24 protein-coding genes are annotated in these 21,345 nt (G+C 41.4%); 14 read left to right on the top strand and 10 right to left on the bottom strand.

Annotated elements, in window-relative coordinates; genetic code table 11:
- The first annotated feature begins 26 nt into the window (after positions 1-26).
- From C0V70_RS13340 to C0V70_RS13330, 3 genes are read left to right on the top strand one after another with little or no spacing between them, the layout of a single operon-like run.
- Positions 27-1,463 carry a serine hydrolase domain-containing protein gene (locus C0V70_RS13340; RefSeq protein ID WP_102244360.1) on the top strand — a complete coding sequence of 479 codons (1,437 nt, stop codon included), beginning with the start codon at positions 27-29 and terminating at the stop codon, positions 1,461-1,463.
- A 20-nt stretch (positions 1,464-1,483) separates the two neighbouring features.
- The gene (locus tag C0V70_RS13335; RefSeq protein ID WP_102244359.1) at positions 1,484-2,161 is read left to right on the top strand and encodes a phosphatase PAP2 family protein; all 678 of its coding nucleotides are present in this window, start codon (positions 1,484-1,486) and stop codon (positions 2,159-2,161) included.
- Positions 2,151-3,770 (top strand): phosphoethanolamine transferase, encoded by a 1,620-nt coding sequence (locus C0V70_RS13330; RefSeq protein ID WP_102244358.1) that lies wholly within the window; start codon positions 2,151-2,153, stop codon positions 3,768-3,770. Before C0V70_RS13335 ends, C0V70_RS13330 begins: the two co-directional genes overlap by 11 nt.
- Here C0V70_RS13330 and C0V70_RS13325 read toward each other — a convergent pair whose 3' ends face one another.
- Both C0V70_RS13325 and C0V70_RS13320 read right to left on the bottom strand, forming a co-directional pair.
- A complete protein-coding gene (locus tag C0V70_RS13325; RefSeq protein WP_102244357.1) occupies positions 3,771-5,072 on the bottom strand; it encodes a TolC family protein in 1,302 nt (433 codons plus the stop codon).
- A 2-nt stretch (positions 5,073-5,074) separates the two neighbouring features.
- Complete coding sequence (locus tag C0V70_RS13320) at positions 5,075-5,647, bottom strand: ABC transporter substrate-binding protein (protein ID WP_158649685.1); 573 nt, start codon at positions 5,645-5,647, stop codon at positions 5,075-5,077.
- 62 nt (positions 5,648-5,709) lie between these two features.
- Here C0V70_RS13320 and C0V70_RS13315 point away from each other — a divergent pair, with 62 nt between their 5' ends.
- A complete protein-coding gene (locus C0V70_RS13315) occupies positions 5,710-8,049 on the top strand; it encodes an efflux RND transporter permease subunit (RefSeq protein WP_102244355.1) in 2,340 nt (779 codons plus the stop codon).
- A gap of 4 nt (positions 8,050-8,053) precedes the next feature.
- Here the strand turns inward: C0V70_RS13315 and phhA are convergent, their stop codons facing one another.
- On the bottom strand, positions 8,054-8,845 hold the full coding sequence (gene phhA, locus C0V70_RS13310) for a phenylalanine 4-monooxygenase (RefSeq protein ID WP_102244354.1): 792 nt from the start codon (positions 8,843-8,845) through the stop codon (positions 8,054-8,056).
- The gene (locus C0V70_RS13305) at positions 8,842-9,267 is read right to left on the bottom strand and encodes a hypothetical protein (RefSeq protein ID WP_102244353.1); all 426 of its coding nucleotides are present in this window, start codon (positions 9,265-9,267) and stop codon (positions 8,842-8,844) included. The genes phhA and C0V70_RS13305 overlap by 4 nt, the downstream gene beginning before the upstream one ends.
- Before the next feature lie 143 nt (positions 9,268-9,410).
- Between C0V70_RS13305 and C0V70_RS13300 the strand changes: the two genes are divergently transcribed.
- From C0V70_RS13300 to C0V70_RS13285, 4 genes are all read left to right on the top strand, one after another.
- Complete coding sequence (locus tag C0V70_RS13300) at positions 9,411-9,629, top strand: hypothetical protein (RefSeq protein WP_102244352.1); 219 nt, start codon at positions 9,411-9,413, stop codon at positions 9,627-9,629.
- 28 nt (positions 9,630-9,657) lie between these two features.
- Positions 9,658-9,855 carry a hypothetical protein gene (locus C0V70_RS13295; protein WP_102244351.1) on the top strand — a complete coding sequence of 66 codons (198 nt, stop codon included), beginning with the start codon at positions 9,658-9,660 and terminating at the stop codon, positions 9,853-9,855.
- 74 nt (positions 9,856-9,929) lie between these two features.
- Complete coding sequence (locus C0V70_RS13290) at positions 9,930-10,598, top strand: response regulator transcription factor (RefSeq protein ID WP_102244350.1); 669 nt, start codon at positions 9,930-9,932, stop codon at positions 10,596-10,598.
- A 2-nt stretch (positions 10,599-10,600) separates the two neighbouring features.
- Positions 10,601-12,052 carry a sensor histidine kinase gene (locus C0V70_RS13285; RefSeq protein ID WP_102244349.1) on the top strand — a complete coding sequence of 484 codons (1,452 nt, stop codon included), beginning with the start codon at positions 10,601-10,603 and terminating at the stop codon, positions 12,050-12,052.
- Here C0V70_RS13285 and C0V70_RS13280 read toward each other — a convergent pair.
- The gene (locus C0V70_RS13280; RefSeq protein ID WP_102244348.1) at positions 12,031-12,573 is read right to left on the bottom strand and encodes a hypothetical protein; all 543 of its coding nucleotides are present in this window, start codon (positions 12,571-12,573) and stop codon (positions 12,031-12,033) included. The genes C0V70_RS13285 and C0V70_RS13280 overlap by 22 nt on opposite strands.
- A 209-nt stretch (positions 12,574-12,782) precedes the next feature.
- Here C0V70_RS13280 and C0V70_RS13275 point away from each other — a divergent pair, with 209 nt between their 5' ends.
- Positions 12,783-13,268 (top strand): hypothetical protein, encoded by a 486-nt coding sequence (locus C0V70_RS13275; protein ID WP_102244347.1) that lies wholly within the window; start codon positions 12,783-12,785, stop codon positions 13,266-13,268.
- Between the two features lie 8 nt (positions 13,269-13,276).
- Positions 13,277-13,990, top strand: coding sequence for a YceI family protein (locus C0V70_RS13270; RefSeq protein ID WP_102244346.1), 714 nt, complete (start codon positions 13,277-13,279; stop codon positions 13,988-13,990).
- Positions 13,991-14,020: 30 nt separating this feature from the next.
- Here C0V70_RS13270 and tyrS read toward each other — a convergent pair whose 3' ends face one another.
- Positions 14,021-15,292: a tyrosine--tRNA ligase gene (gene tyrS / locus C0V70_RS13265; protein WP_102244345.1), complete on the bottom strand. Its 1,272-nt coding sequence runs from the start codon at positions 15,290-15,292 to the stop codon at positions 14,021-14,023.
- A 97-nt stretch (positions 15,293-15,389) separates the two neighbouring features.
- Positions 15,390-15,806, bottom strand: a complete 417-nt coding sequence (locus C0V70_RS13260) for a hypothetical protein (RefSeq protein WP_102244344.1) — start codon at positions 15,804-15,806, stop codon at positions 15,390-15,392.
- A 161-nt stretch (positions 15,807-15,967) separates the two neighbouring features.
- Here C0V70_RS13260 and C0V70_RS13255 point away from each other — a divergent pair, with 161 nt between their 5' ends.
- Positions 15,968-16,330, top strand: a complete 363-nt coding sequence (locus C0V70_RS13255; RefSeq protein WP_102244343.1) for a thiol-disulfide oxidoreductase DCC family protein — start codon at positions 15,968-15,970, stop codon at positions 16,328-16,330.
- A 36-nt stretch (positions 16,331-16,366) separates the two neighbouring features.
- Positions 16,367-17,368 (top strand): cation diffusion facilitator family transporter, encoded by a 1,002-nt coding sequence (locus C0V70_RS13250; RefSeq protein ID WP_102244342.1) that lies wholly within the window; start codon positions 16,367-16,369, stop codon positions 17,366-17,368.
- 3 nt (positions 17,369-17,371) lie between these two features.
- Here C0V70_RS13250 and C0V70_RS19055 read toward each other — a convergent pair whose 3' ends face one another.
- Positions 17,372-17,587 carry a hypothetical protein gene (locus C0V70_RS19055; protein WP_133566608.1) on the bottom strand — a complete coding sequence of 72 codons (216 nt, stop codon included), beginning with the start codon at positions 17,585-17,587 and terminating at the stop codon, positions 17,372-17,374.
- Positions 17,588-17,677: 90 nt separating this feature from the next.
- Here C0V70_RS19055 and serS point away from each other — a divergent pair, with 90 nt between their 5' ends.
- Positions 17,678-18,952 carry a serine--tRNA ligase gene (gene serS, locus C0V70_RS13245; protein ID WP_102244341.1) on the top strand — a complete coding sequence of 425 codons (1,275 nt, stop codon included), beginning with the start codon at positions 17,678-17,680 and terminating at the stop codon, positions 18,950-18,952.
- Positions 18,953-18,959: 7 nt separating this feature from the next.
- Here serS and C0V70_RS13240 read toward each other — a convergent pair whose 3' ends face one another.
- Positions 18,960-19,694: a phosphatase PAP2 family protein gene (locus tag C0V70_RS13240; RefSeq protein ID WP_102244340.1), complete on the bottom strand. Its 735-nt coding sequence runs from the start codon at positions 19,692-19,694 to the stop codon at positions 18,960-18,962.
- Positions 19,695-19,943: 249 nt separating this feature from the next.
- Between C0V70_RS13240 and C0V70_RS13235 the strand changes: the two genes are divergently transcribed.
- A complete protein-coding gene (locus C0V70_RS13235; protein WP_102244339.1) occupies positions 19,944-20,582 on the top strand; it encodes an ATP-binding response regulator in 639 nt (212 codons plus the stop codon).
- Here the strand turns inward: C0V70_RS13235 and C0V70_RS13230 are convergent.
- Positions 20,554-21,336: a Rossmann-fold NAD(P)-binding domain-containing protein gene (locus tag C0V70_RS13230; protein ID WP_102244338.1), complete on the bottom strand. Its 783-nt coding sequence runs from the start codon at positions 21,334-21,336 to the stop codon at positions 20,554-20,556. The two genes, C0V70_RS13235 and C0V70_RS13230, sit on opposite strands and share 29 nt — an antisense overlap.
- Positions 21,337-21,345: the final 9 nt, after the last annotated feature.

The raw sequence follows: 21,345 nt of genomic DNA, 5'->3' as shown, positions 1-21,345 counted from the left end.
TCTTCGCCATTGTTTATGGGGGATTTATGAAGGTTGTTGCATTAGCACTTTCTCTTTTATCACTGAACGCTTGGGCCATCTCGAAAGAGGATATCGGTGCACTCAACGAGTTGTTTATCAAGACCATTGAGAAAAACGAAAAGAGGGCCCATACAGGTGTAGCTGTTTCAGTTTTCACTGCAAATGAAATCATCATGCAAAAAGGCTATGGTTTTGCTGATGCCCAAAAAGAAACTCCCGTTACAAACCACACAGCTTTCGCCATTGGTTCAACCACTAAGGCCTTTACGTCTCTTGGGCTTAAGCTTTTAGAAAATGAAGGACATTTAAAACTTACAGATAAAGTCTCTGAGCACTTGATTGATTTCCAACTCGCCAATCAAAAAATTAGCGAGCAAGTGACGATCGAAGATTTGCTCTCTCATCGCATTGGTCTTCCTCGCCATGACTTCGCCTGGTATTTAACAGATTTCACTCAGGATGATCTTTATTCACGCCTGAAGTTTTACAATTTTCCAGTTGGAGCAGAAGAGAAGTTTCGCAAAACTTTCGAATACAACAACCTGATGTATATGGTGGCCGGAAAGGTGATCGAGGAGTCTTCTGGAAAAAGCTGGCCTGATTATATTCAACAGGCAGTGCTTAATCCTCTGGAGATGAAAGACACATCGTTTGGGAAAGCAAAGGCAGGCCTGGATGTAGCGACTCCTTACTTGCATGATAAAGCGATTGCCTACAAAGAAATTTCAAACATTGCTTCTGCCGGAAATATGTATTCAACAACGACAGACATGACAAAATGGATTCAGTCTTTTCTGCAAAAAAAGTGGAAGGGGGTTGATGACCTGACGAACGCAAGAATTGGTCTGGATAATGAAAACCCCGATTTAAAATACGGCTATGCTTTGGGGTGGATGACCAATACAATGAACCCGAAAGCTTCATGGTTTTTTCACGGTGGGAACATTGATGGTTTCTCGGCCATGGTTCTTTTTTCGTACGAACTCAATGTGGGAACCGTCGTCCTGGTTAATGACAACGCTTCTGAATTAAATGACCTTTTGGTGACCGATTTACTTCGTTATGAATTAGTCCGCAAACCAGTAGACAAAGATTTTAACTCAATTAAAAAGCGCTTCTTATTTCCGAAGCTGGATCAAATTAATCTTGCATCTTTACCTTTGACCACAAAAAGTGAAAAGGTCATGGATGAGGTGACACTATTTGAAAATCCAGGATATGGAGTTTTAAAGTCGTTTTCAAAAGATGGAAAAGACTATCTTGCTTACTTCAAAAATGTTTGGGAAATCAAAGAAATGGTGGACGACACTTTCAATTATTCTTTTCCTTTGGAAATCGCCGGCCAAGTTTACGAATACCCGATGCTGATAGAGCAGGGGAGGATTTCAATTCCTTTTCAACCAGGAACACCTTTCGTGAAATTTAGCTTAACAAAGGAATAAGAGACTTCTATGATTGAGGCATGACATTTCACAGGCCTCAAAACAAGGAACCACTTTTCCTCATCGCTGGATTAACTCTGGCCATGGTTCTTATTCACAATACAGGCACTGACTTCTGGTTGGCCGGGCATTTCTTCTCCGGCGGCAAGTGGATCTTCCGCGATAATTTTTTTCTGGAAAAAATTCTTCATAAAGGTGGAGTGATTTTTAGTCAGCTTTGCTTATTAACCTTAATAATTTTAAGAGTGAGAGACAGACAAGATTTGTTCAAGAAACATTATCTTAACGTCGTGCTGATCTCTACGATTCTTTCTATTGTGAGTGTTTTTTTACTAAAGAGAGTGACAACCTTTCCATGTCCATGGAGTTCACAGCCTTTTTTAGGCGGCCAACCTCTGCTTCCTTATAGAATGCTTTTTGCCACCGATTACCCTAAAGGACACTGCTTTCCGGCCGGGCACTCTTCGGGAGGATATGCTTTTTTATCTCTTTATTTTGCTTACACATTTATTTACGGCAAAAGAAATTTCCGCACATTAATACCGGGACTTTTTTTAGGCCTTGTTTTTGGAATAACCCAACAACTTCGCGGCGCTCATTTTTTATCCCATGACCTGGCGACCATGATCGTCTGCATTTTTGTTTCATGGTTTACAATTTGGGGGTACTATTCCTATGGTAATAAAAATGAAACTTAAAACTACAACTGCGAAACTTCTATTGATCGTTTCGCTTTTTTTTACGCTCTTCTATAACTTCACTTTCTTTAAGAAAGTTCTCGCAGTGTATTCTTTTAGTGGCATGAACATCGTCTTCGTAGCCTCTCTTTTTATTTTTCTATGGGCCGCTATTCACTTATTTCTCACTCTCTTACGGGCAAAATTCTATGACAAGCCGTTATTGATAGCGCTTTTTTTCTTAAGCACTATGGCGGCCTATATGATGGACAGCTTTGGTATCGCCATTGATGATGTGATGCTTTTGAATGTCGTTAAGACCGATGCCAAAGAATCTTTAGATCTTATGACCTGGAGACTCGGGATCTATCTATTGTTGCTCTTTGTGTTTCCATCACTCGTCGTTTGTTTCACTCAGATAGAGTATAAAGATACTAAGACTCAATTGTGGTCTCGATTCAAAGGCGTGGCCTTGTCATTGCTGGCGATTATCCTGGTAGTGGCCCCGATGGGAAAATTTTACGCTTCGTTTTTTAGAACGCAAAAGCCCATCCGCTATTACACTAATCCGACCTATTACTTATACTCAATGGGAAAATTTAGTACCAGTTTCGTGAAGAATCCTCAAAAGGAATTGGAAGCTTTGGGAAGGGATTCCATTATTCCAGCGGGAGATCCAGACAGAGAACTTATCATCTTAGTTGTCGGTGAGACGGCCAGAAGAGATCATTTTTCACTTAATGGGTATGAGAAAGAAACAAATCCACTTCTAAAAAAAGAAAACGTAGTAAGTTTTACGAATGTGACTTCATGTGGAACATCAACCGCAGTGTCTGTTCCTTGTATGTTTTCTCATTTTGGACGCAAAGACTTTAGTGTTGATAAGGGAATGGGAACAGAGAATCTTTTAGATGTTCTGTCGCATACAAAAGCCGTGAATATTCTCTGGAGAGACAACAACTCTGACTCAAAAGGAGTCGCCAAGAGAATTAAGTACGAAGACTACAAATCATCATCGACTAATACTATCTGTGATCCTGAGTGCCGCGATGTGGGCATGTTAGTAGGGCTGCAAGAATATATTGATAAGGTCAAAGAGCAGGACGTGTTGATTATTCTTCACCAGATGGGAAATCACGGGCCGGCCTATTACAAACGTTACCCAAAAGAATTTGAAGTTTTTACACCCGTTTGTAAAACGAATGAACTTTCAAAATGCACGAACGAAGAAATCAGCAATGCTTATGACAATGCCATTCTTTATACTGATTTTTTCCTTTCGAAAGTTATCGAGTTTTTAAAGGCAAACAGTCACAACTTCAACACAGGAATGCTCTATATCAGTGATCATGGAGAGTCGTTAGGTGAAAATGGAGTGTACCTTCACAGTATGCCTTATATGATCGCTCCTAAGGCACAGATCGAAGTGCCAATGATTATGTGGTTTGGCGGGCACATGGCACGTGAAACAAATTATGTGGGTCTTCGTCGCTTAACAAATGAGCCATACTCACACGATAATATCTTTCATACTATTTTAGGAATGATGGAAGTGAAGTCATCGGCCTACGTCCCAGAGTTGGATATTCTCCACGGGATTCACATTCAACCGGAAATTCAGAAGAAATAATTATTTTAGAGCTGGGTCGAACTCAGCACCGGCCTCGTAAGAGAGTTCGGCCAGTTTTAGCTCATAGTTGTAAACAGCTTCAACGAACTGTTGATAAACTTGTGCCTTCAGAGTGTAAGACTCGATGATATCTTTTGCTGGAGTGATCCCAAGAGCAACACCGGAAGCGATGTTGTTTAAGAGTTTTTTAGATGTTTTATAAGACTTCTCCAGTTCGCTGGCCTTCTTTTGCGCTTCCACTAGATCCAGGTAGATCTTTTCCATTTGAATTGGAAGATTTTTAATGGCGAAGTTTTGTTGCGCCTTAACCGTTTCAAGTTCAATGCGTGCATTGCTAATGTTGCTCGACTTGATACCAAAGTCGATATCCCAGATCAGGCCAATACCAATAGAAAAATCCGATTTATTGTATGGGTCGTAAGCAAATTTAGAGCTCTGTTCTGTCGAATGAGGAGTATTTTTCCAGTCAAAAGATGAAAAGAGTCCAATCACCGGGAGTTGAGATTTTTTCTCACCAGTTAAGAATTTTGTTTTAGCATCGACACCAAGATTTGCTCTTTGTAAGTCGATGTTGGTGTTGCCCAGGTTTTTATTGATTGATTCAAGAGTAGGGACTTCTCTTTGATTGAATTCAATCCAGTCTTGTTCAACTGTTGGATTGTCGTCTTGAGAAATAAATTTTAAACCAAGCAGGGCCTGGGCCAAACCTTTCTCAATTTCGTATTTTTTAACCTGAGCAAGAGAACGGAAAAGAACTAACTTGGTTAAGTCTTCGTTCTTTGCTTTTTTATTGTCTTTCATGTCGGCGATGACTTCATCCAGATCCTTAAGCGTTGAACCGGCAAAATCATTGAGGCTGGCCGCATATTGGTATCCGTAGAAATACTCTTTTACTTTTTTAATCAGCGTCGCCTGCTTTTTTTGCACTTCAAGTTCTTTAACTTTCAGGTTGCCTTGAGCGGCTTCGTGCATGTCTTTTTCGCGGTTGAAAGCGTAAAGAGGAATCTTTAGTTGGATTTCCGCCATGTACGTATAAGTGTCAATGCGGCTAGATTGTTGTGAACGAAGTGGGGTTCCAGTCACTGATTTGTTTGGACCGATACCGCTGACTAACGAGAGCCTAGGGCGGAATTCGCCATCGATGCGATCAAAAAGCACATTGGCCTTGTCGACTTCAAATTGCTCTATTTTAACTTCAGGGTGAACTTTTGCTTTTTCAATAAGTTCCTTCAACTGATAAGGTCTTGCCTCAGCAGCTGTAAGAGCGAAGAGAGATGTAAAGAAAAAAAAAGTTTTTAACATCGTTATGATTTCTTCTTTTCGTTCAGGGCCTTTACGCGTTTATTGATCATGTCTTTAACGCCTACCCATCCTTTTTCTTTAAGAGTCTTTGTCATTTTATCGTTGATCGTTTTTACCCACGATTCATCATCAATTGAAACGTCGATGACTTTCCAATTACTGCCACTTTTAATCAGCTGGTAGCTTACGTCTGTTTTTTCACCCTTTTTGGCCACAGTAGAAGGAACTGTTGCTTTGTTGCCGTCAACCAAAGTCGACTTGTAAGTGATCTTTACTCCTTGAAGGAATTCAGGAGCTTTTGGGTAAACTGTCTTTGTGATGATTTCTTTAATGCTGTCTTCAAACCACTTTAAATCGGCAGCCGATCTTTTGTTTGCTTCGGAGCCAAGGATGTTCATCGACATTTGTTTAAAGTCGAAATGAGAGTCCAGTTCGCTTTTTGTTTTTGGGTTGTTAAGTGGGTTTTCTTTTTGAGCGAGAGAGAAAATATTTTGAATTAAAACTTCCGGTGCAGCCTCTGTTTGGGCTTTGACGAATAGGGGAACTAAAAGTAAAAAGGTGAAAATAATCTTCATAGATTTTGCCTTCATAAAATAACAGTTTTTTATGGGGTCAATATAGAAACAAAAGGGTGCCAATGTCTATCCTAAAATGGAATTTAAAGAATATTTATATTCTGCCCATTATTGCTTTGATTTTAAGCGTTTGGGGAGCCTTACAGGCCCCTAAATTGAAAGTAAACATGGACCTTTCGGGGCTTCTGTCAGACACCAACCCGGCCGTTGTAGAGATGAACCACGTTTCTGAGATTGTCGGCGGCGGCGGGTACCTGATTGCTCTGGTGGGGCCGATGGCCTCACCGGAAAAGAAACTTCCACAAATTACCGATGCAATTAAAGACATTCCACATATCAAATATTCTTATTACGAACGCGAAACATACGCACTTAAAGACAAAGCACTTTACCTGATCAGCAAAAAAGAATTTAAAAAACTCAACGAACACGCCCTGGTCCTTTTTTCTGATAAGAAAGTCGACACAACGGGGTTGGATCTTTTTGATGAAGGGGACAATTCAGAAGATGTGGCCGAAGCAAAAAAGTTTTTTGAAACCTTAAGAAAGACTGTGCCACAAGATCGTTATTTTTTATCGCAAGATAAGCTTTATGCCATGCTGTTAATTAAACCTGATTTTGGTTCAACGGATTTGGAGTCGAGTGAAGCGCTGGTGAAAAAAGTGGAGGAGGCCATCAATAAAGTCAGCGGGCCGAAAATTCCTTATCACTTGAGTGGACGATATGTTGAAAAGATCCAGGATAAAGAGCAGTTTGACCGCGATATCGCTAAGACATCGATTATTTCGACTGTGCTTTTGATTATCGTGCTTTTCTTTGGTCTGGGTTCAATGAGAGCAGGATGGTTTACTCTGGCCGGAGTTTTCATGGCCATGGGGCAAACTGTGGGATTAGCTTATCTCATTGTTGGACGTATCAATATTCTTACCGGGTTCTTACTAGCTATTCTTTCAGGTCTTGGGTCTGAGTACGGGATTCACTTCGTGCGCAGGTATTTTAAAGAAAGACAGCATGGCAAAGACCGCGATACGGCGATTGAAGAAACATACCTGGTCATGGGGCGCTCGCTTTTTTCTGCGGCCATCACTTCGGCCTGTGCCTTTTTCATTCTTTCGATTTCAGACTTCAGAGGTTTTTCTGAGTTAGGGATGATTGCCGGACTTGGGGTTGTTTGTATTTATTTTACCTTCATGTGTATTTTTCCGCTCGGAGCACGCCTTTTACCGCACAAGACGGAAGGGCACATTCAAGAAAAATTCTCGCGCTTCTTCTACGCTTTTCCGTTTAAGACGAAGTACATTTACTGGTATGCACTGCTGATTCCTATCATGGGATACGGAACTTATAACGCTTACTTTGAATTTGATTTTGAAAGACTACATAATTTTTCGAAAAAAACTCAGGAGATTAATAAACTTACTGACGATCTTTACGGAAGGGCCATCACTCCATCGGCCATTCTTACTCGCGATATGGAGCAAGTAAAATCTCTTGAGTCATGGTTGAACAACGATGAAAACTCTCACGTCATTCATCAGGTTATCTCTTATAACACTCTGGTGCCCGATGATATGCAGAGCCGATACAAGCGCATTCAGAAGATTAAAGCAGAAGTCGATAAGATTTCACCTGAAGAGCTGGAAGAAAAATCTGGAATGAAATACAGTCAGGTTCAAAAATGGTTGACGACAAAACCTTATGGAGATGAACTTGTTCCTAAATCATTGGGAGACAACTTCGGCCCGGATAAAAATATCCTCTTGGTTTTCCCTAAAGAAAGACAAGGGACTTATGAAAATATCAATCGTTATGCTGAAGTCCTCTTAAAAGCAAAAAAGCTTTTTCCGGGAATGGAAGTTGGCTCTGATACATTGGTCTTCTCGGCCATTTTAAATCACATCATCGAAGACGGAAAAATCGTCTTAATTCTTTTCTTGATCGGAGCTTTTTTTGTGTTCTGGCCGGATTTCAAAAGTATTCGTTATGCCATGATTCTGGAAGGGCAGTTGGTCATTGGATGTCTTTTCCTGATTGCCTTAATGGGGTTGGTGGACGAACCGTTTACGATTTTAAACGTGGCGATTATTCCAGCAGTACTCGCAGCGGGAATTGATATGGGGGTTCACCAGATTCACGATGAGATCGAACATCAAGGGCAGCCACTTCGCTGGGGTAAAAAGCGCGGAGAAGCACTTTCTGCGGCAAAGAGAATTTCAGGCCCGGTGCACATGGGGATGTTAACATCTATCTGTGGTTTCGGAGCACTTTTAACTGCTGAAGCAAAAATGCTTCAAGGGGTGGGATGGATTTCCATCATGGGACAAGTCGCGATGTACCTGGTGTGTATGGTTCTTTTCCCGACGATCAAAGATTATATTTACTCGTTTAGAAACGGAAAATAATCTTTTACTCTTTCTTTTTCTTCTCGAATTTCGGTGGAAAATCGGGAAGTAAAAAAGACTCCTGGGCCATCTTGAGCGGATCGAGTGAGATCAGCTTGAAGAGGTCGTCAAAGCTATTAATCACATAATAAATGGGCTGAAGGATATCGATACGAAACGGTGTCCTCAGCGCATCCATTGGATCCAAAGGGTGCCTTTGTGCAATATCACTTTCAACAGAGTAGATGACTTCAGATTTCGAGGAGAGGATTCCTCCACCGTAAGCTTTCATTTGTCCGTCTTCTTTAATCAAACCAAATTCAATCGTAAACCAGAAGAGACGAAACATGCGCATCTGGGTTTTTCGATCTGCTTTTAAAGCAAGCTTCCCATACTGGTGCATGAATTCAGCGTAAGGAGCATTGGTTAGAAGCGGACAGTGTCCAAAGAGTTCGTGAAAAACATCCGGCTCTTGGATGTAATCGATATCCTCTGGAGTGCGGATAAAGTTTGCTGCCGGAAATCTTTTTTTAGAAAGTAGAGTGAAAAATTGTTCCGGTTGAATGAGTGCTGGAACAGGTTCAACTCCCCAGCCGGTATGTTGGGTCAGGATGTCGGTAATTTCAAAATGCTGAGGAATATGATTGCCAAATTTCAGGTGTTCAACACCTTTTAAAAATTCTTTTGAAGCGCGGGTTTTTACCAGTTCTTTTTGCCTGTTTAATAAAAAATTCCATGTATCGTTTTCAGTCTGCGAGTAATGGGCACGTCCTTCATGATCCAGAGGAAGTGATTCATAAACGTGCTTTTTTTTCATGATAGTTCTCGCTTGTAGATAGGACGCCTAAGGGAAAACATCGCCAGAAGCGCAGGGTAGAGTAGTTTATCCATCAGGGAGTTTCCGGTAGAGAAATCAATATCGTCGATGATGACGCATTCATTTTCACCAGTCTTTTTAATTTTATGAATGTGAGTCCAGCTTTTTATAGGAGCTGGAGTGACTACGCCGCAATCAATGAAATAAATTTCATTATCATCCTGGTAAAAATCAGTGATGTGACTGACCCATTTTTTTCCAGAGACTATGAGGTGAACTTCGTCGCCTTTTTTGCAGCCATCAAATCGTTCAACTTCCAGGCTTACGACCGGTGGTTTGAGCTTTTTAAATAGCTCCAGGTCAAAGCGTGTAAAGACGGCTTTATAGTTTTTAGCGATAGGTGTTTGGATGGTTAATTTCATTGATTGTTTCTCGGCAAATAAGGGTTAAAAAGTGAATTTATTCAAGGATTAATGTGGATGATTTTGATCAGGTATGGGCGAGATTAAAATTTTTTAATCTCAGCTAAATCTCTTTTTAATGTTTGGCACCGATACTAAAGGACATGAAAACGATACTCATGTTTATCTTCACCGTTTTTGTGGCCATCGCTCTGGGAGAGGATTCGTCACAAAGAGCTTTCCCAGGTGGAGGCAAGATGCGTGAGAGCAAGAGTACCAAGGCCTACAAGAAAGCGAAAGAGGCGTGTTTGAAAGGTGACGCTGAACTTAAGGGCAAAAAATTGACTGAGTGTATTGTTAATTATCAAAAGGAAGCAAAATAATTTGCTTCTCATATACCTAGGGAGTGTTATGAAATCTTTACTATTAATCGCTATGACTATCGTTTCAGTTTCTGCTTTTGCTGAGCACCACGAAAAAGACGCTCACAAAGCTGCTATGGAAGCTTGTGCAAAAGAACACAAAGGTGACAAAGCTAAAATCGAAGCTTGCGTTGCTGAAAAAACAAAAGCTCCAGCTACAGAAGCTGCTCCAGCTCCAAAAAAATAGTCTCCACATAAATTTTGGACATTATTCGGGGAACTCATTGAGTTCCCCTTTTTATATCTCTATACTGTATAACCATGAGAATACTAATTGTTGAAGACCAGCCGAAAATGGCAAGCTTTATCAAAAAGGGTCTAGTGGCCCAAGGGTACATGGTAGATGTATCTGAAACAGGATCAGGGGCCGAGAGCTTGGTTTGTGAAAACGAATACGACCTGGTTGTTCTCGATGTGAATCTTCCAGATCAAAACGGAATGGACACCGCCAGACACTTAAGAAGAGATGGCTATCGCATGCCGATTCTAATGCTCACGGCACTTTCAACAACGAAAGATAAAATTAACGGACTCGACTCAGGTGCAGATGATTATCTGACAAAGCCCTTTGAGTTTGAAGAGCTTCTCGCGCGAATCAGAGCACTTCTAAGAAGAAACCATGGAACAGAGAGTTCGAAGCTTCGTTTTGGCGATATCGAACTAGACCTGGTTCAAAGAAAAGTGTTGAGAAGCCAGAAAGAAGTGACATTAACGGCAAAAGAATTTTCTTTACTTGAATATTTTATGCGCAATCCAGGACGCCCGATTACCAGAGTGGAAATCAGCGAACATGTCTGGGATGTTAATTTCGACACCAACACCAACGTTATTGATGTTTACATCAATATGCTGAGAAAAAAAATCGACACACCTTTTGACAAGAAAATGATCCATACCATGGTTGGGTATGGTTATATCTTAAAAGAGTAACTATGTTTTTTTGGCAGAAGATCAGTTTAAAACTGAGACTGAGTTTGCTTTTCGGTCTCATTTTTACCGGTATGTTATCGGGCTTCTGTTATATTCTTTATACTCAATTCTCCAAGCTTCAAATTGCCGAATTCGACACCAGTTTATATAACTACGCTGTCGACGTGGCCGAGTCTCTGGATGTGGATAAATACGGCGATGTCGAGTTTGATTCGAACATTTTAAAACTCAATGAAAAGATTTTGCCGTTCACTTTAAAAAACAGTTTTATTTCAGTGATGGATATTAACGGCAACGTTATTGAGACCAGACCCCATTTGCATGAAACGCAAATCTCCCGTTTAAATGAGGGAATCGTTGCCCGCGTTTTGAAAAATGGTGCAAGCTTCTCGACCATGGTGAATGAGAAAGTCCCTTATCGAGTGATTAATTATCTCTTGCCGGTATTGCAAAAAGATACGCCGCTCATTCTTCAGATTGCTGTACCTGAAACAGATTTTTTAGTGATTAACCGCAATCTGGTGAAGTTTTTCTATATCAGCGTTCCGATTATGCTTTTGGTTTCCTTGATGATTGGTTATTTTTTCGTCGGACGCGCTTTAAGGCCGATGATGATGATTATCGCAAAAACCAAAGAGATTGAAGTCACTAACCTGGAAGAGCGTGTGCCCGTACCTCAAAGTAAGGGGGAGATCTGGCAGCTCGCGGATACCATTAACCATCTTTTAAGTCGATTGAATGAAGCTTTTGATGCTCAGGATAGGTTTATTCAGGATGCTTCTCACCAACTTAAAACTCCACTGGCCATTATGAAAGGTGAGTTGGAAGTTTTTATTTCAGAAAAACGCTCGGAAGCGGAAATGACTCGCTTTTTGGAGAGTATTGCCCAGGAAATTAATTTCCTGACAAAACTAACCAACAACCTTTTAATCCTTGCCCGCGTTGATAGTGGGGCCAGTAATTTAACGTTTACAAAAAACCGCGTGGATGAAGTGGCCCTGACCCAGGTGTCGAGACTCTCAAAGCTTGCCAACATGAAAAAGATCTCTCTGCATCTGGATTTTGATTCATTTTATCAGGCCTCTGAAGATGAACTCTCAATTATGTGCGATCGCGATTTATTAGGGGTGCTTTTTTATAACCTGATTGAAAACGCGATCAAATACTCCCCAGAGTCTTCGACGGTGACAGTGACCGGTGAGAGCAAGGAAGGGATGCTTCGTGTGCGCATTTCCGACGAAGGAGAGGGGATTGAGACGGCAGACCTGGAAAAGATCTTCAGCCGTTTTCACCGCCTGCAAAACACGGCCACCAAGGCCCAAGGAAGTGGTTTAGGTCTGGCCATTTGTAAAGTTGTTGCCGACTCTCTGGGCGCACGAATTTACGCCACCAGAAACGAAGGCCCTGGTACATCATTTATTTTTGAGATTAATCAGGCTGCTTTTGGGCGATAGAAGCACTTAATTTTGTCATTGCTGTACAGGGTAGAAAATGGCCCAAGCCATGAGTCTTCCTGAACGTGAAAGACAATCTTGTGATCAGTCTTTGGTGTGTTTTTTAAGAAAGTCTTCGGGAAAAGCGCCAGAGGCGAGCTCTCGAAGTGAAATTCAATTTTTTTATCCGACGGAATTTTCCCGGAATAAAGAGCGGCCAGGCAAATGTAAGCTCCGTAGTCGTGAGCATGGATAATAATTTTATCTGATTTGCACTTGGCGATACTTTCAACAAACTCTTGAGCATCAACGTTTAAAGCAAACGGATTGATGTGGCGGTAGTTGTTTAGCATTTTTCTATGACGAGATGAAAGTTGTTTTTTTTCGTCCGGATTGAGATTTAAAAAATCAAATGAAGACATGATCGTTTGATCAAAACTCATCTCCAGCGGCTCAGCGTAGTAGGACATCAATGTTTTTTTAGTGGCAAAGTTCTCAGCTGAAAAGAATATCTTGCCTTTGAAGTTTGACGACTTGTTCATTGAGGGTCCTTTTGCTGGGGTTTGATTAGGGCCTGTTCCCTAATATTAAACCCTTTCGGTTGGAGACCTTTAAACTTGAATAAAAAACTCTCATTTTTCAGGAGAATTAAGCACTTGATATTTTGAAAATATCTTTTGTTTAGTGCCCATATTATGCCCCAAAACCGCCCTTTTGTTATTGCACCAAAGTTTCTATAATAATGGACACTATGAAGAGATTTTTAACTACTAAGTTTTTCATTGCCGTCATTTTTTTCTGCATTGGTTTTCTGACGAACCATTTATTAACCAAATTAAACCGAATGCCGGTTCAAGTGGTGAAATCGGAAGAGCGCTTCCCGGTGAACCCTGATGATTTTGACCACGAGAAGATGATGGATACCATCTCGCGCATGCAGGAAGACAGCATGGATATGAGAGGAGCGAGCACGCTGGGGATTATCTCTCAAAGAGAAGATAACAAAAACGTTTATTACGATATTCCACTAAGAGGTGATGACGGCACTAACCACAAACTCAATGTGGAAATTAAAGACGGCATGATCAAAATTAGCGAAGACATTAAAGACAATTCTAACGGTATCCTGGAGACTTCGTCTGAACGCATGTTCACGATTGCTCCAGGGCTGGATGCTGATAAAGCAGAAGTGATTAATCAAAAAGATAAGATCGTTATCCGCATCCCTAAAAAATAAGGAAAGACATGAAATACCTAACTCTCTTTTTTGCAATGGCCCTCACTTTCTCTGCTCAGGCAAAACAATTTGAGCTGATTAAAGAACACTCGCGCATCGGTTTTGATGTGGATTATATGATGATGACGAAAGTTGAAGGACAGTTTAAAGACTACCGCGGCTTTTTTGAATTAAATGATAAAGAAGACACACTTTCAAATGTCAGAGTGGAAATTGTCGGTGAGAGCGTTGATACAAATGACGGGAAGAGAGATTTTCACTTAAAGGGGCATGAGTTCTTTTTTGTGGCCAACTACCCTGAGATCACATTTAAAGCAGCAGGACCTGTAAAAGTGGCGGCCGGACAAAAATTTAAAATCACCGGAGACTTAACTCTTCGTGGAGTGACGAAGTCAGTGACGTTGGATGGATTCTATAAAGGAAAATTAAAAGACCCGTGGGATAAAGAAAACTATTTCTTCACTCTAAGTGGCGAGCTTAACCGCAAAGATTTCGAGATCGTCTGGAACAAACAAATGGACGCTGGTGGGGTTTTAGTAGGGGAAGCTGTTCGTTTAACGATTGTTGTTCAGGCGCAGGTTTTAGGAGAGAAGACACCGTTTTCAACTCACATGGTTCCCAACACTAAAGCGATTCAGGAAAGAAATGATTTAAAGAGAGGGAAGATTAAGAAGCTGACGACTCCGACAGATCCGAATGATCACAAAGCACCTAAGAAGTAATAAAAAAGGCCGCGAAATGCGGCCTTTTTTTTAAGCAAATTTAATTACACAATAGTTCTTTTTACCTTTTCTAATAACCATACACGTCTCACTTGCAAGATGTGATTCGTTAATCGCCGTCGTCATCTCTGGCATCGTATCGTTATTGAGGTAAACACCTTTTTGCTCAACTGATCTTCTTGCTTCACTCTTACTTGGGAAAAGTGGAGTCTGGGCAAGCAGGTCCAGAAGAGGAATACCTGCTTGAAGGTCAGCGCGCTTTAGTTCCACAGAAGGAACGTCTTTAAAGATCGCCGTCAGGTCTTTATCTTTTAGGTTGGTGATCTTTTCACCAAAGAAAATTTTTGTCGCGTTTAAAGCGGCATTTAGGCCTTCTTCGCCGTGAACCAGCTTCACTACTTCACTGGCCAGGACTTTTTGAGCTTCACGCAGGTGAGGCTCATTAACCGTCTTAGCTTCAAGGGCCGCGATTTCATCAAGTGAGAGGAACGTAAAGTACTTTAGGTACTTCACAACAGAAGCGTCTTCACTATTAAGCAGGTATTGGTACATTTGGTATGGAGACGTCATTTCGGGGTCAAGGTAGATTGCTGTTCCACCTTCAGATTTTCCGAATTTGTTTCCGTTTGAATCTGTTACCAGTGGAATAACTAAACCGTAAACCTGGCGTCCATCCATTTTGCGAGTGTAATCGATCCCCGCAGTAATGTTACCCCATTGATCGCCTCCACCCATTTGCAGGATGATGTCGTGGTTTAGTGACAGGTGACGGAAGTCGTAAGCTTGAAGCATTTGGTAGCAGAACTCAGTAAAACTTAGTCCCACTTCTGATTCAAGTCTCTTTTTAACTGATTCCTTGGCGATCATTTCAGAAATCCTGAATTTCTTACCAACGTCTCTTAGGAATTCAAGGAAGGAGAATTTCCCCATCCAATCGTAGTTGTTAACCATGATCGCCGGGTTTTCTCCGTCGAATTTTAAAATTTTCTGAAATTGTTTTTTCTGCGCTTCAATGTTTTCTTTGATCACTTCTTCTGTCAGAAGAACGCGCTCAGTGCTTTTTCCAGAAGGGTCACCGATCATACCAGTCGCTCCTCCAAGAAGAACGTAAGGCTTATGTCCTGCGTTCTGGAAACGTTTCATGGTGATGATGGCAAAGAGGTTACCAATTTGAAGCGACTTAGCTGTCGGGTCATAACCGATATAAAAAGAAATTTTCTTAGTGTTTAAGAGTTCTTTTAATTCCGGGTTTGACACGTCCGCGATGAGTCCGCGGTCTTCTAGTTCTTGGTAAAAATTCATCTGGATAATCCTTTTCTTAGGTGAGTCAGAATTATCGCAGAAAAAGCGCAATAAGAGAATCCTGTAGAGACAGGATTCTCTTAAATTTATGGGGGGATTATTTTAAGAATGCTTGTAAATCGCTGATTAAGGCATCTAAACGCTTAGAGTAATTTTGTAGAGTAGCGTAGTCTGGCTGGATTTCTTTTCTTGCCAGGGCCTCGCGGTCTTCGTGGATGCCTTGAAGGCGGGCCACGAATCCGACGTGTGCGTATTCAGCTTCTTCACGGACGTTATCGTCACCAATAGACACTCTTTCCTGGGCCCTGTTGGCCACTAAAACGATCAGAGCTGCTGCTTTTTGTTGTTTTAGGTCGATGCCTTTTTCCATGTCTCTTAACCAAAGAGATTCGGCGGCCTGGATTTTTCCTTCGGTGATATCGCGTTCGATCTCACGGTCGTTTGCAGCTTCATTCTGAGCAAATAATGGAGTGGCCAGGACCATGGACATTGTTAAGATGATTAGCGATTTCATAAAGAGTCTCCTCGAAAATATTCTGAATGCTTTACAGCTGTTTAAACTTTAGACACTGGGGTCGTTTGCAAGCCCTCTTAAGAAGGTTAATCAACATAAGTGAGCGTGCTTATACCTAGTCATAGTGCACTGATGGTGCCAAAATAGAGGAGGGAGTCAAAATGGATAAGGTTGTTTTTTATGATGGGGATTGTGGGTTATGCCAGCGCTCGGTGAGGGCCTTGGTTTCTCTCGACTCTAAAAAAGAACTGCTTTTTGCACCTCTCAACGGCGAGACCTATAAGACTGAAGTCGGTAGGGAAAGTGATATGAGCACGGTGGTGTTTCTTTCTCATGGGCAATTGTTTTATAAGAGTGATGCTGTGATTGAAATTGGCAGGCGATTGGGTGGAGTGAAATCCTTATTACTTTTATTAAAACTTATCCCTCGTTTTATCCGCGACACTGTTTATAACATCATTGCTAGAAACCGAAAAAAAGTTTCATGTATCATACTCCCTAGAGATCAGCGATTTTTAAAGTAAGAGACATTTTCTCCTGGAATTTGCTATAATCAATGTATGGCAGATCATCATCCAAAAATTAATCATGAAGAAAGAAAATTTTTACCAGCGCTCTCGCTGATTATCGGTATCATTTTACTTAGTTTAAAATTTTACGCTTACCACTTAACCGGATCTCAGTCCGTTTTCTCTGATGCTCTGGAGAGTATTGTTAACGTCGTTGCAGGAGTCATTACGTTGGCGGTGATTGTGGTGGCCGCAAAGCCTGCCGATGAAGACCATCCATACGGCCATGGAAAAGTAGAAAGCATGGCCGCGACCTTTGAAGGGGGAGCAATCACTCTTGCCGGTATTTTAATTATCATCCAGTCGATTCAGATTTTTTTCCACGGGGCTCATGTTGAAGAAGTAAACGCTGGTCTGGTGTTGATTGTTTTAACAGGTGTGATTAATGGGATTTTAGGATTCATTCTTAAAGTTCAGGGAAAGCGCCATCACTCAGAGGCCATGCTTTCCAGTGGGGCTCACCTGATGGGAGATGCACTGACGAGTATTGGAGTTCTTCTCAGTTTATTGATTGTTAAATTTACCGGGGCACAGTGGGTGGACCCTGTCATTGCAGGTTTCTTTGGAACTGTTTTATGCATTCAGGGAACGAGGATTCTCATTCGCTCAGGAAACGTTCTTCTGGACGCTCACGATCAGGAGTTGTTGCAATTAGTGGCCGGACTTTTTGAAAAAAATTACGTTCCGGGAGTGATTGATATTCACTACACGCGCATTATTAAAAGCGGACCTTTTCATCATATTGAATGCCACATGGTTATTCCGGAATTCTGGTCAGTGGCCGAAGGTCATACTTTCAGTGAAAACTACGAGCAGAGTATTTTAAAAGAATACCCGGTGGAAGCAGAAATCAGAATCCATCTAGATCCTTGCCGTAAAGTGTATTGTGAAAATTGTGAACTGGCGGATTGTCCGATCAGGCAAAGACACTTTATTAAGAGAGTTCCGTTAAACAATCTCGATGAAGTGACTTCACCCACTGAAAGCAGATAAATTCTACTTCTTAGTTCCTTGAACTTTTAGATTAATCGCTTGCTCGTACTGCTTTAAGATATCAGCATCGAGTTCTGTTTTCTCAATTGATTTAATAGATTTCATTGAAGCTTTCATTTCATCACAAGCGTGAATTCCACCATCACCATTGATCGGACGGTTTCTTCCGCCTTCCTTCATCCAGGTAATTTCTCTGCTACAAAATTTACAACGTGCCACGGGGAATCCTTGTGTTTTTCCTATTAAAACTTGCCAAAATAAGGCAAAATAGGAAGCATTAAACTCTCACCAGTATACCAAGGGACCACTATGCTAGATATTAAATTCATCAGGGAAAATTCTGACATCGTAAAGAACGCTTGTAAGCTTAAGAACGTCGCACTTGATATTGATCAATTGCTGGCCCTAGATAAAGAAGTTTCATCCCTAAAGACTGAGGAACAAAATCTTTTAACGCAAAAAAACGGAATAACAGCGAAGATTCCTAAGGCTTCAGCTGATGAACGCCCAGCGCTTATCGCTGAGAGTAAGGCCCTTGATGAAAAAGTAAAGGCCCTTAAGCCGCGCGCAGAGAAGGCCGAGGAAGAGCTTAAGACGCTTATGTATCTTACGCCGCAAATCCCTTCGCCAAAGGCCCCAATTGGAAAAGACGACAACGATAACGTTGAAGTAAAAAAAGCAGGAGTGCTTCCAAAGTTTGATTTCACTCCACTTGATCACGTTCAAATCTTAGAGAAAAACAACTGGGCCGATTTTGAAAGAATCGCCAAAGTTTCTGGTTCTCGCTCATACTCACTAAAAAATGAAATGGTTTTAGTTGAGCTAGCAATGCACAGACTTGCTATGGATAAACTAATGCAAAAAGGTTTCACTGTTGTTTCAGTTCCAGCATTCGCTCGCGAAGAAGCACTATACGGAACAGGACACTTTCCAAACGGAAGAGACCAGGCTTATTACATTCCAGAACAAAATATCTACTTAGCGGGAACAGCAGAAGTTCAAATCAATTCTCTTCACGCAGGAGAGATTTTAAAAGAAGCAGAACTTCCCATTCTATACGCGGGTTATTCTCCATGCTTTAGAAGTGAAGCTGGGTCATACGGACGCGATGTACGTGGTTTAATCCGCGTTCACCAGTTCATGAAAGTAGAGCAGTTTATTTACTGTAAAAACGATCCTGCTGAGTCTGAAAAATGGCACAAGATCCTGCTTGAGACATCTGAAGAAATCGTTCAGGACCTTGAGCTTCCATACAGAGTTGTTGAATGTTGTACGGGAGATATGGGAGCAGGTAAGGTGCGCATGTTTGACGTTGAAGCATGGGTTCCATCTGAACAAAAATACAGAGAGACTCACAGCTGTTCAGCTCTTCACGACTGGCAGTCGCGCAGAACTCAAACTCGCTACAGAGACAATGACAACAAAGTTCAATACGTTCACACATTAAACAACACGGCGATTGCGACTCCAAGAATCCTGGTGCCTTTTTTAGAGAACCACCAGCAAGCTGATGGCTCTGTAAAGATTCCGGCCAAACTTCAGCCGTATTTAATGGGTATGACAGTGATCGGTAAAAAGAACTAAAAGAAAATTAAAATTCACCAACTAAGGCCAGGCCTTTCGTGTTCCAGTCAAAGATTGGGACAATTGTAAGGCCTCTCTCTTTCTCACCATTGTCTTTTTTTGGCTTATCTAATTTAGCAATCCCAAGCCCGTATGAAAGTCCAATAGTCGCTCCGGCAAGAACGTCGTGCAGGAAGTGGCGGTTGTCATTGATTCGGCTGATACCTACAAAAGTTGAAAGCGCCAGTGCGGGAGTTCCCCATGCCCAGCCATGTTCGCCTAAGACATATCCACTAAAAGCAAAAGCAGTTGTCGTGTGTCCTGAAGGAAATGAGTTTTTATCTTTGTGTCCGTTAATGGGACGAGGTTCTCTGATTGTGTACTTTAAAGCAGTCGTTACACCTGAAGCGTAGGCAGAGGCCTTAAGCATTCCAATCGCTCTTCTGTATCCTTCGGGATCTCCATTGACTCCGGCCAGAGATTGACCAAGAGCATAGATGGCGTTTGGCAAAAGCTGTCCAGAGAGGTCACCGAATTTTGAAAGTGATCCTAGTGGTTTGTCGTTAGCGACTTCATTTTGAGTGTAATCGACAATAGAGTCTTCCAGTAAAAGAACACTAAGAGTCAGTCCTGTTCCGACCATCAGAGCATTTCGTGCTGAAGTCGTAAAAGGAGAAAGGGCCTCGTCTTTAAAATTGGTGGTGTCCCAGGCAAATGAATTGGAAGAAATAACAAGTAAGAGAGCAGGGAGCAGTTTTCTCATCTTTAATCCTTAAAAATGGTAGTGATTAAACTCTATCTGTATTGGAATAATATTCAATAAATTGTTCTGTAAATATATTGTATTAATACCCAATTGAACTAAACCTCTGGGGGATTTAACTGCCGAAGTTAAAGACTCGGCTACTTGTATCCTTTTGAAATATTGTGAGAGGAATATTTCCTGTAAAAAATTCTAAATACAAATAGGATATATTTAAACTTTTATATGTTAGAAACCGAATAGTAGGGTATGAGTATTAGAATCCTGGTTGTGGATGACGACCAAATCAATTCAAGAGTTCTATCACAAAGGCTTACGAAAAGAGGCTTCAACGTAACGTGTGTGGAATCGGGCAGAGAGTGTCTTGAGGCACTTCAAGGCGATACGCCAGATTTAATTCTCCTTGATATTGTTATGCCGGAAATGACAGGGCTTCAGGTCCTGCAATACGTGCGTACGGTGTATTCATCAATTGATATCCCTATTATCATGGCGACTGCTAAAACAGACGTTGCTGATATTGTAGAGGCCCTTAAGCTTGGTGCTAACGATTATATCCAGAAGCCGGTTAACATTGATATCGCAGAAGCGCGTATCAATGCTCAAATCAATGCTGTAAGAAATTACCGCGAGGCCATGGAGAAAAGAGAAGTTGAATCAATCAACTCTCTGATTGCAACATACAACCATGAAATCAACAATCCTCTAACGATTGCCTTTGGACTTCTAAGAAAAGCGAAGAAGGAAGCAAGTACAGAGTACTTCGATCGCATTGGAGACGCTCTTCAACGTGTTACCAATATCGTTAAAGAAATCGAACGCATCACTTCCAAGAGACAAGAAGAGTCTGAGCAAGAAGTCACTCAGAAGATTTATAAAATTCGCTAGGATTTTTATAATGAATCTGCAGGAGAGTTTTGGATTTCTGATTAGAGATCTTGGTTTCTTTTAATCCCTTATCGCTTTGGGCATACTCCGGCAGAGGCAGGGAGAGTTTTTGGGCCATATCCAGGTAATAATCGCGCTTAGTGATTCGCAAATCGCTGATGATGTTAAGGGTTTGTCCCCACGTCTCACTCTCAATGATTTTTGTGATAGCATTCACACAATCATCCTGATGAGCGAGGTGTAAAAATTCACCTCCGGTTTTAATATCTTTTTTTCCGGCCAGAAAGTAGACAGGGTGGCGTTTTTCTCCGTAGAGACCGCCCAGGCGTAAAATAACAGCATTCTTAAAGCGAGCTCGCAGGTACTCTTCTGTTTGTGCCAGAAGCGGAGACTGAGTATTTTCTGGGTCAATCGGAGTGTCTTCATCTACATTTCCCATGTTTTTTCCGTACACAGATGTCGAGCTGGTGAAAATAATTTTTTTATCGGTTGGGAGATGATCAAAGAAATTTTTAACAGCAACAAAAGGAAGAGGTGGGATCGTATAAACCACAACGTCGGCCTTAAGAATCTCTTCATTGAAAGGGTCCTGAATTAAATCCAAAGTGATGTAAGAAATCCCTTCACTTTGAAATTCAGGAGACTTGTCGCTGGCGGTAGTGATGGTAAGAGTGTGCCCTTTAGACAAAAGTGTTTTTGCCAAAGGTTTTCCTAACCAACCGCACCCAATTAAGCATAAATTTTTGTTCTTCATTTGATTAGC

Source organism: Bacteriovorax stolpii (assembly GCF_002872415.1).
Classification (GTDB): domain Bacteria; phylum Bdellovibrionota; class Bacteriovoracia; order Bacteriovoracales; family Bacteriovoracaceae; genus Bacteriovorax; species Bacteriovorax stolpii.
This window is presented reverse-complemented; position numbering and strand designations above follow the sequence as displayed.